At 44.3% G+C, this 14736-nt stretch carries 3 protein-coding genes; 2 read left to right on the top strand and 1 reads right to left on the bottom strand.

Annotated elements, in window-relative coordinates:
• Nucleotides 1-7: 7 nt before the first annotated feature.
• Nucleotides 8-11605, bottom strand: a complete 11598-nt coding sequence (locus BMW98_RS04030) for a PKD domain-containing protein (protein ID WP_090257123.1) — start codon at nt 11603-11605, stop codon at nt 8-10.
• A 456-nt stretch (nt 11606-12061) separates the two neighbouring features.
• Between BMW98_RS04030 and BMW98_RS04025 the strand changes: the two genes are divergently transcribed.
• Nucleotides 12062-13051 (top strand): AAA family ATPase, encoded by a 990-nt coding sequence (locus tag BMW98_RS04025; RefSeq protein WP_090257121.1) that lies wholly within the window; start codon nt 12062-12064, stop codon nt 13049-13051.
• 134 nt (nt 13052-13185) lie between these two features.
• The gene (locus BMW98_RS04020) at nt 13186-14700 is read left to right on the top strand and encodes an autotransporter outer membrane beta-barrel domain-containing protein (RefSeq protein ID WP_090257119.1); all 1515 of its coding nucleotides are present in this window, start codon (nt 13186-13188) and stop codon (nt 14698-14700) included.
• The last annotated feature ends 36 nt before the right edge of the window (nt 14701-14736 follow it).

The following is a 14736-nucleotide window of genomic DNA, read 5'->3' as shown; positions in this document are numbered from 1 at the left end:
TGTTGTTTTAGTGAATTAGTGCAAACACGCCATCGCGCTCTACGCTGAGTCCGTTAAAACTCTTCCCTATAATTTTGTAGACATAGTTGCCGTTTTCAGCGCGCTTACCATCGACCATACCATCCCAACCTTTGGTTTCAATGTCATCGGTACTGAATACCACTTCGCCCCAAGTGTTATAAATGATTAGTCGCATTTGCGTTAGGCCAAGCAAACGCGGCCTAAAGAAATCGTTGTTACCATCGCCATTTGGTGTAAAGGCGTTTGGTAGCATTACGCGGTATCCTTCACCAATATCCAGCACAGCAGTTTTGGTAGAAGTACAACCCGTTCTGTCGGTAGTTGTGAGTGTAACTGTATATGTTCCGGATGCATCATAGGTGTGAATTGGGTCGATCTCGTCAGAGTCGAAACCATCACCAAAATCCCAATGCCAGTCAAGGATCTCGCCCACGGATAGGTCGAAGAAACTCACTGGATCATTCATGGCCAAGTCGCCTGTTTCGTCAAGCGAAATGGCATTGTACTCAAAGTCTGCCTCACCCAATTCTGGAATATCAATATCGATTGAATTCATCTGGAAGCAGCCTCTGTCATCCGTAATTTCTAGGGTTAGTCTACCAGGTGTAGTTAGCAGAATTTCATCTGTTCCGCCATCTTCACCACGCGACCAGCTGTAGTTATAGTTTCCTACGCCACCTTTTACATCGGCAGTTACCAAAATTCCGGCTACTCTTCTGTCACAGTCAATGTAAGGCTGTGTACTTAAGCCAATTTGAAGCGGCTCTGGCTGTAATACCGAATAAGTACCTTGGATAGAACAACCAAACTTATCGGTTACTTCTACTACATAAGTGCCCGGCAACACATTCTCTATGGTTGAAGTAGTATCTCCATTCGACCAGCGGAATCTATAAGGTTCGGTTCCTCCCGTAACAATTACATTCACCTGACCACTGCGTGGGTTATTACAAGCCGTGGCATCTTGTACAAATGCATCGAGCATTAATTCCAATGGTTCGAATATGTTGAATGTACTCTGAAGCGTACAGCCATTTTTATCGGTAACCAATACATTGTATTCTCCCGGTGTAAGGTTAGAAATGGCTTCGGAAGAAGCACCATTACTCCACCTGATTGAGACCGGATCGATTCCACCAGCAATGTTTAGGGAGATTGAAGCATCACCAGCACCAATACAGCTAATTGGGCTTACATCCGGGTTCATTTCGAACAGCTCTGGCGAATCTAGACTGTAACTACCCTGCACCTGACAACCATTAGCATCGGTAATCGATACCGTGTAGTTTCCTGAAGAAATGCCAATGAGGTTTTTGGTGGTGGCACCGTTACTCCATTGGTAACTATATGGTGCCGTACCACCTTCAATGTTCAATTCGATTGAGGCATTTCGGTCGTTATAACATTGACTCTCATTCACAATAGCATTCGCAATTATGAGTTCTTCAGGTTCTTTAATGGTAAAGAGCTTTTCTTGCACACAGCCTTTGGCATCTCTTACTCTTACTGTGTAATCGCCTGCCGACAGGTTACTGATAGAAGATGCTCTGCTGCCTGTACTCCACAGAATATCGTAAGGGCCTTCGCCACCTTCAATGTCAACTACTATTCGGCCATCGTTGGCATCCTTACAAGAAAGGTTGAGTTTACCTTGCGCATGAATTGAAATTGGAGAGGTTGGTTGTGTAATGGTGTGAGTAAGTTCTACTACACAGTCGTTGGCATCGCGCACAATTACGTTGTAAGTACCAGCACCCACATTGGCAATAAGGTTTGTTCGAGCTCCATTGCTCCAAGTGTAAGTATAAGGGCCAACGCCACCCACGGCATTTACTTCAATTACACCTGTAGTTTCTCCGTAGCAAATAAGGTCTAGCGTACCGCTAACTGTGGCAGAAAGTGCCTGAGCAGGTTCAGCAATAACGACTGACGCAGTGGTTGAACACCCTCCGGCATCTGTAACTAACACCTGATAGACACCCGCAGTAAGATCGGTTAGGGTTCCTTCGGAAGCCCCATGATCCCAAGCGTAGGTGTATGAACCACTACCCCCAGTCACCTCCAGATCAATATATCCGGAAGCATCTCCTTTACACATTACATCGCGCTTGTTCACATTTACGATCAAGTCGCTCGATTCGCCAACTACCACCGCTTTGGTTACCGTACAGTTGTTGGCATCAATCACAGTGAGGTTATAAGTACCTCCTGAAATTCCGATTAGGTCTTTACTTGTGCTTCCGTTTGACCAAACGTATGAATATGGCCCCGTGCCTCCTTGTGGTGTAACCACCACGGCACCGTCTGCATCGCCAAAGCAGGTTACCGGTGTAGTTGCAAAGGTTACATCTAGTGCATCTGGCTCCACAATAGTATAGCTAGCTACAAACTCACAACCTTTAGCATCGGTAACAGTAATTGAGTAATCACCCGCATGGGCATTTACCAAGTTTGGTTGGTTAGAACCATTACTCCAGCTGTAATTGTAAGGGGCCGTTCCACCCGTTACGTTTAAGGCTACTCCGCCATTTGGCTGACCATAGCAGGTAACATCCTGAACCGTTCCGGTTACATTAAGTGGCGCACTTGGTGCATTTACCACAATGTTGGAAGTAACGGTACAGCCTTTCGCATCTACCACTTTCAACTGATAAACACCTCCCGCAAGGTTGTTCAAATCTTCAGAACCTGAACCATTAGACCAAGTGTAGGTGTATGGCAGGTTACCGCCACTTACAGCCACATCGATGGCGCCATCGTTGGCACCAAAGCATGTTACATCCGACACTTGCTGGTTAATGGTTAGTATTAAAGGTTCGCTTACCGTATAGCTTGCAGAAACGGTACAGCCATTAGCATCGGTAACTACTACACTGTAGTTGCCCGGACCCAAATCCTCTAGGTCTTCAGTAGTAGCTCCGTTGCTCCACGCATAAGTGTACGGAGCGGTGCCTCCCGCTAGGTTAATGTCTATAGCACCATCATCGGCTCCGTTGCATGTTACATCGGTTTCGTTGGCCGAAATTGTAAACAAGTCTGGCCCTGCCACATTGTAAGTATGCTGAATTTGGCAACCATTAGCATCGGTAATGCTCACCTGATAGTCGCCACGGCTAAGTCCGTATATATTTTGTGTAGTGGCCCCGTTGTTCCACTTGTAGTTATAAGGAGCTGTTCCTCCACTAACCAAAAGCTCAATTTTTCCCTGATTGTCGCCAAAGCAGTTTTCATCTGCTATGGTTTCTAAAGCTGTTAAAGGAGCTGCCGGCTCATTTACAGTAATGGTTTGAGAAATTGTACAACCGTTGGCATCGGTTACCATTAAGTTATAGTTGCCACCCGCTAGTCCGGTTCTATTAGAACTTGTGGTACCATCACCCCAGCTATAATTGTATGGGGCTGTTCCGCCAGTAACATTTACCAAAATGCTGCCATCATTTGCACCGTAGCAATCCACATCGTTTGCCGTATAGCCAATGGCTAAGGCTGAAGGCTGCGTTACATTAAAGCTGGTACTGATAGAACAACCATTGGCATCGGTTACAATTACATTATAGCTTGCTTCGTCAAGGTTTTGAAGGTCCTCTGTAGTTTCACCATTGCTCCAAACGTAGGTATAAGGGCCTGTTCCGCCAGAAACGGTAAGGTCTATTGCACCATCGGCAGCATTATAGCAAGATATGTCGCTTACCACACCACCAATTGTTAGTGCCGAAGGAGAAGAAACAAGGTAAGTTTCGATTTGCTTACACCCATTTGCATCTGTAACCTCTACCTGATAGGAACCTGCACTTAGGCCGGTTAAGTCTTTGTTAGTAGAACCATTACTCCATTTATAAGTATAAGGGCCTGTTCCGCCAGTTACATTTAAAGTAATTGTTGCGCTGTTGGTGCCAAAGCAAAGTTCATCCGAAGTATTGCCAAGCACGGTTAGTGGTGAAGCTGGTTCGCCCACTGTAATGGTCTGCGTGATTTCGCAGTTATTGGCATCTTTAATGGTAACAGAATAAGTTCCTCCATCGAGGCCTGACACGTTTTGAGTTGTTGCTCCAGTACTCCAAGCATAGGTATAAGGCAGCGTACCGCCACCGACTGTAAGCGTAATACTTCCGTTGCCGGCATCATAACAATCCACATCGTTTACCTTATTAGAAGCTGCCAAAATGGTTGGTTGCGTTACGTTAAAGGTTCTGGTTTTGCTACATCCGTTGGCATCGATTACTGTTACTGAGTAGGTACCTGCAGCAATATCCACCAAATCTTCTGTGGTCTCGGTACCCCAACTATATGTGTATGGGCCTACACCACCAGTAACGGTCAGGTCGATGGCACCATCGCCTGCGCCATTACAACTAAGGTTGCTTACTGTACCTGAAAGTATTATCTCCGTTGGACCACCTACGGTATAGTTTGCTACCAATTCACACCCATTGGCATCGGTAATAGTAACCTGATAGGTGCCTTGTGTAAGCCCACTAATGTCTTTGGTAATGGCATTATTGTCCCAATCGTAAGTATACGGTCCTGTACCGCCACTTACTGTAAGTTGAATAGCTCCTTGTGCATCATTATAGCAGTTCTCGTCAGTTACCGTTCCGGTAACGGCTAGCGCAGTAGGTTCGGCAATGGTAAAGGCCTGCTCAATCACACAGTTATTGGCATCAGTTACTCTCAGTGTATAAGTGCCTCCATCAAGCCCGCTACGATCTTGTGTAGTTGGGCCGTCTAACCATTCGTATTTATAAGGTGTTACTCCACCAGAAATGCTTGCATTAATACTACCATCGCCTGCGCCATTACAAGTTACGTCTGCAGTAATACCCGAAAGATTCAATGCTAAAGGCTCAACCACTGTGAAAGACCTAGTCACCGAGCATCCATTGGCATCGGTTATAGTTACCGAATGATTTCCCGCATCAAGTCCACTTACATCTTCGGTACCATCACCAGTACTCCATGAATATGTGTACGGAGTAGTTCCGCCTGATACGGTTAAATCAATTTCCCCATTACCTGCACCGTTGCAAGTTAAGTTGGTTACCGTACTAGCCACTACTAAGGCGGTTGGTCCGACAACTGTGAATGTTTCAACTAAAACACAGTTGTTCGCATCGGTAATATTCACTTGGTAAGTTCCCTGAGATAGATTACTAATATCTTGTGTAGTGGCTCCATTGTTCCATGAGTATTTGTATGGTCCAGTTCCACCGGTTACGGATAAGTCAATTGCTCCTAGGTTATCGCCAAAGCAAATTTCGTCCGTCACTACTGCCGTTCCCGCCAAAGCATCAGGCTCGGCTATTGTAAAGGATTGATTGATCTCACAACCGTTGGCATCTGTTACTTTAAGTGAATATGTGCCACCAGAAAGCCCTGAAAGGTCTTGCGTAGTTGTGCCATCTGCCCATTCGTAGGTATAAGGCGTAACACCCCCTGAAATAATCGCATCGATACTACCATCGGCAGCGCCATTGCAAGTCACATCACTGGTAACACCAGTTAAGTTAAGTGCCAAAGGTTGTGTAATTGTGAAAGACCTAGTCACTGAGCACCCATTGGCATCTGTTACAGTTACCGAATGATTTCCTGCATCAAGTCCGCTTACATCTTCGGTACCACCACCAGTACTCCATGAATATGTGTAAGGTGTAGTTCCTCCCGATACGGTTAAGTCTATCTCTCCATTGCCTGCACCGTTGCAGGTTAGGTTAGTTATAATGCCTGAAACGTTTAATGCTGTTGGGCCACCCACGGTAAAGGTCTCTACCAACACACAGTTGTTATCGTCAGTTATGGTTACCTGATACGTACCTTGCGCAAGGTTACTGATGTCTTGTGTGGTAGCTCCATTGTTCCAAGAGTATTTGTATGGTCCAGTTCCACCGGTTACGGATAAGTCAATTGCTCCTAGATTATCGCCAAAACAGGTTTCGTCAGTTACTCCTCCTGTACCCACCAGTGGATCTGGCTCGTAAATAGTAAATGACTCGGTTACCTCACAGCCATTGGCATCGGTTACTTTTAGTGTATAAGTTCCGCCCGATAAATTGGTACGGTCCTTTTTGGAGCTTAAATCATCCCACTCAAAAGTGTATGGAGTAACACCACCCGATACACTTGTGTTGATAGCACCATTTGCGGCACCATTACAAGTAACATCAATAGTAGAACCGGTAAGGTTTAAAGCCAGCGGCTGCGATATGGTGAAAGATCGGCTTACAATACAGCCGTTAGCGTCTGTAATTTGTACTGAATAATTCTGTGCCGTAAGACCAGAAATATCTTCAGTTGTTTCTCCATTACTCCAAGCAAATACATAAGGACCATCGCCACCTGTTACCGTAAGGTCAATCAGGCCATCGGCACCACCGTTGCAACTTACATTGGAAGTAACTGCGGAGGTAAGCACCTCTGTTGGGCCACCTACGGTATAATTGGCCACAATAGTACAGCCATTGGCATCTTCAATAGTTACCTGGTAAGTTCCTTGAGATAAGCCGCTCAGATCCCTAGTTGTTACGCCATTATTCCAGCTATATTTATAAGGGGTTGTTCCGCCAGAAACGGTCAAATCAATTTCTCCTGTATTATCACCAAAGCAGGTTTCGTCTACAATGTTAGCCGTTACTGCTAGGGCAATAGGTTCTGCCACAGTAAATGATTGGGTAATTATACAGCCGTTAGCATCGGTTACCTTTAGTTCATACGTTCCACCAGAAAGCCCTGTGCGGTCTTGCGTTGCAGTGCCATCAGTCCACTCGTAAGTGTAAGGCGTTACACCACCCGATATACTAACATTAATTTCTCCATCGGCTGCGGTTTCGCAAGACACATCGTCTACACTGGCCGTCATAGAAAGTGCTAAAGGCTCTGTAACGGTGAAGGACCTCATTTCACTACAGCCATTAGTATCTGTAATGGTAACTGAGTAAGTATTTGGCGCTAGCCCAGAAACATCTTGAGTTGTTGCTCCATTACTCCATAAATAGGTGTATGTGCCTGTGCCCCCAGTGGGGTTAATGTCTATACTTCCATCATTGGCTCCATTACAGGTAATATTAACAACACTTCCACTAACACTAATCTCGGTTGGGCCCGAAACGGTGTAGTTATTTACCACGAAACAGCCATTTTTGTCTGTTACTTTCAGTTGATACGTGGCTTGACCTACTCCACTAAGGTCTTGGTTGGTAGATCCATTATTCCATACATAAGTATATGGTGCAGTACCTCCGGTTACGGTAATGTCAACAGCACCTTGGTTGTCGCCAAAGCAATTTTCGTCTGTAATAACACTGCTAACCGCCAATGCCGCGGTTGGCTCTGTAACAGTATAGCTATAGCTAGATACACAGCCATTTCCATCTGTAATATCCAACGTGTAAGTTCCTCCCGAAATATTAAAGAGGTCTTGTGTGGTTTCTCCATTACTCCACAAATAGGTATATGGCGCAATTCCACCCGAAACCGAAAGGTCTATCGAGCCATTCGCATCTCCAAAGCAGCTTACATTTGTAACTATTGGGTTTGCGTTAAGCTGCAGTGGTTCCACAATAGTAAAACTTCTGTTTACTGAACAGCCGCTGGCATCCGCAATGGTTACCGTATAATTTCCACCATCTAAACCTGAGCGGTCTTCTGGGCCAACGCCAATATCGCTCCACGTAAAGGTGTAAGGGCCGGTTCCACCAGTTACTGTCAAGTCAATGGTTCCATCTGCATCTCCATTACAATCTAAATTAGTTTGTGATGCGGTTACCTGAAGAGCTGTTGGCATATTGATGGTGTAGGTTTCTTCAATAAAACAGCCATTGTCATCAGTGATTTTTACGGTGTAGGAACCTTGTGCCAAGCCGAATACATCTTTTGTTGTTTGAAGATTACTCCACTCATAAGTATAAGGTGCTGTTCCTCCGGCAGGCGTTAGTTCAATGTAACCATCACTACCACCAAAGCAGCTAATGTCCACCACGTTTGCAGTAGTTGATAAGGTGGCAGCAGGCTCAGCAATTGTGATGGTTCGAATGAGCTGACAACCATTCAAGTCCGTTACAGTTACCTCATAATCTGCCGCTGCCAAGTTTGTGCGGTCTTCGGTGGTTGGTCCGTCTGTCCATTTGTACGTGTAACCTCCCGAACCGCCTGTTACAGTAATATCAATCGACCCATTGTTCTCGCCAAAACAAAGCACATCGGACGAAGTATAGCCAAAGGCCATTGCGGTAGGTTCTGTAATTACAAAGTTGCGAATCACAGAGCAGCCTCTATCATCCTGAATGGTTACGGAATAGTTTCCAGGTCCAAGACCGGTAAGATCTTCTGTGGTTTCTGTGCCAGAAGGGGTCGTCCATACGTAAGTATAAGTACCTCCTCCACCAGAAACGGTTAAGTCAATTTCGCCATCGGCAGCGCCATTACAGCTCACATCGGTTTCAACGCCAGAAGCTACGAGCAATGGCGGATCGGTAATTACATAGCTTGCGGTTACTTGGCAGCCCTTAGCATCTGTTACAGTTACATTATAGTTGCCGGCAGGCAAACCGCTTCGGTCTTCATTGCTGTTGCTATCTGACCAATTATAGCTGTACGGGGCTGTTCCACCTGTAATTGTCAGATTGATAATACCGTCTGCAGCGCCATTACAAGTAATATCGGTTGCAGTGCCGGTTAAGGCCAATGGAGCAGCAGGCTCAATTATGGTAAATCTCCGTGTTACTTTACAACCTCTAGCATCAGTAATGGTTACTTCGTAATCATCTGCAGGTAAGTTTGTTCTATCTTCAATATCACCTCCCCCATCGCTCCAAGAGTAGGTATACGGGGTCGTACCTCCAGAAACGGTAAGGTTAATCGACCCCGTACTTTCACCAAAACAACTAACTTCGAATGCAGTGCCAGCGGCAGTTAAAACTGCCGGTTCAGCGATTGTGAATGTCTTTACGAGCTGACAGCCATTGCCGTCTCTAATGGTAAGTGTATAATTTGCTGGCTCAAGTCCAGTACGATTTTTAGTGGTTATTCCAGCATCATCGGCCCAAGAGTAAGTGTATGAGCCTGTGCCTCCCGAAACGGTAAAATCAATGGTTCCATCATTGGCACCATTACACGTAACATCTGTCTTGCTTTCAAGAGCAGTGATGGGAGCTGGCTCCGAAATGGTAAAGCCAAGTGACTTGACACAACCGTTGGCATCTGTAACGGTTACAGTATAATTTCCTGCTGTTAAGCCAGTTACATCTTGAGTAGTTGCCGTAGTGCTCCAAAGGTAAGTGTAGCCAACACCACCACCAGTTACATTTAGATCTATCGCACCATTTGAACCTCCATTACAAGTAACATCAGTTTCGGTACCAGAAAGCACCAACTCTGTGGCCGGCTCGGTTAAGGTTACAGATGTAGAAATGGTACATCCTCCTGCATCAGTTACTATAACTGAATAGGTTCCAGCAGGCACATTCGTCAAATCTTCGGTTGTGGTGAAGGTTCCGCTACCATTATCCCATGCGTATGAATATGGAGATGTTCCACCAGTAACGGTAATATCAACCGAACCCGAGGAGCCTCCTTTACATACCAAGTCTACATGTGTATCAGAAATACTCATGGTAGCTGGATCCACTATGTTGAAGTTCTCGGTTGTTACACACCCTTTACTATCTGTAATATCTACCGAGTAGTTACCTGGGCCTAAGTTTAATCGATTCGAGTTTGTTGAGCCGTCATCCCATAAGTAAGAGTAGCTACCTGAGCCACCTGTGGCCGTTAAATAGATGCTACCATCGCCAGCACCACTACAAGAAATCACATTGATAGTAGCATTACCTTGTATTACATCTGGCTGAGTAACGGCAATGGTTTCCTTCACCACGCAACCTGTTACTTGGTCGGTTACTGTAACGGTATAGCTCCCCGCTATTAAGCCCGAAATGCTATTGCCAGAAGGGCCATGATCCCAACTGTATGTATAAGAACCTGAGCCATTCGAAGCACTTACACTAATGGCACCATCTGCACCGCCATTACAGGTTACTGGGGTAATGCTTGGTGTTACTGCAATTTTTGCTGGATTATTTAAGGTGAAAGACTCGGTATAAGTACAACCGTTATCATCGGTTACAGTAACCGAATGAATGCCCGCAGTTAAACCAGTGGCTGTTGCGCCAGTATCTCCATTAGACCAATCAATATCGTAAGACCCCGTACCGCCCTGCATGGTAATGGTAATAGAACCATCCGCCCCACCAAAGCAGGTTGGGTTTGTAAGCGACTCGCTCTGTTTACTAAGAGCAGCGGCTGGTTGGGTTATTGTAATTCCATTAACTGTAACAGAACAGCCATTGTAATCAGTAACGGTTAGGCTGTAAGTTCCGGCTGGCAGGTTGTCAATGTCTTCGGTAATAATTCCGCCATAGGACCAGTTGTATGTGTAAGGAGCAGTACCACCCGTGACGTTGCTGTCTATCGATCCAGTGCTTTCACCAAAACAAAGCACATTGGTAACAGAAGGAGAAGCAGCCAAAACGGCTGGCTCACCAACAACATAAGTTTCGGTATCCGTACAGCCAGCACCATCGGTTATGGTTACGGTATAACTTCCAGCGGCAAGTCCTGAAATATTTCGAGAGGTTGCTCCGTTCGACCATGAATAGGAATAAGAACCCACACCACCAGATCTACTAAGATTAATACTACCATTCGAGTCACCATTACAAAGGGCATCGGTAATAGTCGCAGATTGAACAATCTCTGGTGGGGAATCGATAGTTTGGATAGGTGTACTAATAGAGCAACCCGTACCGTTTCGATCTACAATATCAAGTCTATAATCACCAGGGGCCAAACCTGTAACTGTAGCAGTAGTACCTACTACCGTACCAGTTGAAACTTCAACCCATGAATACTCATAGTCGCCCCAGCCACCAGTTCCTGTTGCACTAAGCATTCCATCAGTTGAATTGAAGCAAGTGGCATCACTAGAGGCACCAATTGAAAAGCCTAAATCCTCCGATGGCTCTGTAATAGTGAAATTAACTTGACCAGTACATAAATCGCTATCTTCGACATTGACCGTATAATCTCCTACTCCTAGCCCCCCTAAAGTTATGGTTACGCCCATTACACTTCCAGTACTGAGTGAGCCTCCTCCCGAGTCAAACAACTCCCAATCATAACCTGGGTTACCATTACCCATCGTTATTATTACTTGTGCATCTGAATCTCCTCTACAGGTAACATCATTCACAACAGCAGACCCTATAAGGTCTGGCGGACTAGATACTTCATATGTTTTAGATATAGTATTACCTACTTGGTCCTCAACGGTTACTTTATATAAACCAGGAGTAAGGTTGTTAATAAAAAAGGAATTAACACCTAAGTCAGTACCTCCACCGTCTTCCCATGTATAAGTATAAGGACTTGTTCCGCCAGTAACACTAACGTTGATACTACCCACACAACTGTTGGTAGCTTCAGAGGCAAAAGATAAAGTTTGCCCGAAAAGTGCAGTGCTGTTCACACACAGAAAAGCCACGAATAATACTATTATTCGAGTGAACGACTTTTTGATTGTGACTATCTGCATTTTGTTATATGTTGAGTTCTAGTGAAGGAAACGCACAATACGAGCTGAATATCAACGTTTTGATATTATGAAACAATAAATGCGGACACATCTATTTCATAAGAATAGTACAATTTAAGCTTTATGAAAATTGTGCCATTTTAGGTCAACGTGGTTTTGATAGAAGTGCCATTCAATTTTGAAAGTGCAAACAACAAAAGGCTGTGGGTGAGCTATTTTTTACTTATTCCTGAAAGCTTATGACAGTTCTTATGAATTGAACCGAAAATTTTTTGAAAATTTTTTCTGCTGTTAATTCTTGTTAAATGATAACTGCGGTGTAGAGCAACCCATTAAATAAGAGATATTTGGGGTAAAATGAACCGAAGGCCATCAAACCTTCTGCATTCATATAAGTATTATGCTTTAGTAATACTTAATTTTTTATTTTGCGCGCTTTCTGAAAGATGAATTATTATGGAAGAGGTACTTTCTAACGATATAAGAAAAGAACATCAAGAGAAGATCAACCGTGTTGCCAGCGAGGTTAGCAAGATTGTGGTTGGGCAAGAGTATATGGTAAACCGCCTAATGGTGGGCCTATTTACTAACGGACACATTCTATTGGAAGGTGTACCGGGCATTGCCAAAACCCTAACGGTAAATACACTTGCCAATGTGCTTCACTTAGATTTTCAGCGTATTCAGTTTACGCCCGACTTACTTCCTGCCGATTTGATCGGTACTATGATTTATAATCAGAAAAAAGCGGAGTTCGAGGTTAAGAAAGGGCCAATATTTGCCAACGTAGTACTTGCCGATGAGGTAAACCGTGCTCCGGCCAAGGTGCAGTCGGCTCTTTTAGAAGCCATGCAGGAAAAAACCGTTACCATTGGTGAGCATAGTTATCAGTTAGATAGACCATTCTTAGTACTGGCAACACAAAACCCAGTAGACCAAGAAGGAACCTATAGTTTGCCAGAAGCACAAATTGACCGATTTATGCTTAAGGTAAAGGTAAACTACCCAACCAAAGAGGAAGAGCTTGAAGTAATGAGACGTATGTCGAACATGAAATTCAAGCCGGAATTGGAAACCCTATTGACAAAGGAAGACATCTTTGCCATTCGCGATGAGGTGAACCAAGTAACCATTTCCGATTCTTTGGAGCGCTATATAATTGAAATTGTATTTGCCACCCGTAACCCAAAAGAGTACGGGCTTGACGAAGAAGCATATTACATGCAGTTTGGTGCATCGCCACGTGCCAGTATTAATTTAAACCTTGCAGCCAAGGCAATTGCCTTCTTTAACCAGCGCGATTACGTGCTACCAGAAGATATTAAGGAAATAGCTGCGGACGTGCTTAATCATAGGATAATCTTGAATTACGAGGCAGAAGCGGATGGAATCACTACTGAGCACATCATAGAAAAGCTGCTAAAAAAGATACCTATCAACCACTAATTTCTTGGTAACATTCCGTTAACACCGTTAACTTTTTGTTAAACGGAATGACAACTATTCTTAACACTCGGATAAAAGCTTTCTAGGGTCTTTCATGTTGTTTTGTAACCAAATTTCAAAACCTAATCAAAAACATGAAAAACTCTTTGAACAAATTATTCAGCCTATTCCTTGCTGCGGCAATGGTTTTTGCTGTTTCTGCGTGTAATGATGATGATCCAGCTCCATCTCCGGATGCTCCTACAGTTACAGCTTCTACTTCAAACCCAGGCAATGTAACTGTTGATGCTTCAATCACTTTGAACTTTGATGTTACAACTCCAGGTGGTTTTGCTACTTCAAGCGTTTCTGCACAAGGTGGTAGTGCTACAATCACTACTGACATGGAAGCTGACGCTACTTCTGGTACTATCGCTGTTAGCTTTTCTGCTACTGCTGTAGGTGCTGGTTCCGTTGTACTTACTGTAACAGATGCTGAAGGTTCTTCAGACGATGCTACTGCTGTTCTTACTATCGATGCTATTGCTACAACTCCTGTGGTAACTGTAAGAGGTAACATTACTGAAAACACACTTTGGACTGCCGATAACATTTATGTACTAGATACAAGAGTTACTGTAGAAGAAGGTGCTACTCTAGAAATTGAGCCAGGTACTGTAATTAAAGGTAACACTGGTCAGCAAGCTGCTGCTACTGCACTACTTGTTGCTAGAGGCGCAATGATTGATGCTGAAGGTACTCCTGAGCTTCCAATCATCTTCACTACTATCGAAGACCCAATTGATCCTTCTGATATTGCTGCTGGTACTTACTTCTCTAGCGAAATGAGCCCTGAAAACGCTGGTCGTTGGGGTGGTGTTATCATTCTTGGTAAAGCACCTATCACTGCAAAAAACACTTCTGATGTAGAAGACCTAGCTGAGCTACAAATCGAAGGTATTCCTTCTTCTGACCCTAACGGTCTTTACGGTGGAAATGAGCCAACTGATAACTCAGGTACTCTATCTTATGTTTCTATCCGTCACGGTGGAACTAACATTGGTGCTGGTAACGAGATCAACGGTCTTACTTTAGGTGGTGTTGGTTCTGGTACTACTATCAACAACATTGAAGTTGTAGCTAACGCTGATGATGGTATCGAATTCTTCGGTGGAGATGTTTCTGTAGAAAACGTAGTTATCTGGAACTCTTACGATGATTCAATGGATACTGACCAAGACTGGAACGGTACTGTTTCAAACTTCATCATTATCACTCCAAGAACTGGTTCTGCTTTCGAACTTGACGGTCCTGAAGGAACTAGAACAAGAGGTGAAAACCACATGTTCACTGAAGGTGTAATCTACGGTGGCGATGACATCGATGCTATTGTTGACTGGGATGATGACACTAACGCAACACTTACAAACCTTTACTTCTTCGGTATCACTGCGGGTAGAATCGACTCTTTCGGTGGTAACGGTGCAGAAGCTAGTACTAACTGGGAAACTGACCTTGCTGACAATGCTGATGGTTACTTTGACGGTGTTACTGGCAACATTATTACTTACGGAGTAGCTGTAGCCGACAAATCTTACGGACCTACTGCTGCTGACTTTGCTTGGACTTGGGCTGCTAGCTCTGGTGCTCTTGCAGAACTTGGACTATAGAATTAATTAACATTAAATATAGAAAGCCCACTGATG

It is taken from the genome of Roseivirga pacifica, assembly GCF_900111145.1.
Classification (GTDB): Bacteria; Bacteroidota; Bacteroidia; order Cytophagales; family Cyclobacteriaceae; genus Roseivirga; species Roseivirga pacifica.
The sequence above is the reverse complement of the archived record's forward strand: the minus strand, read 5'-3'. Positions and strand labels throughout refer to the sequence as shown.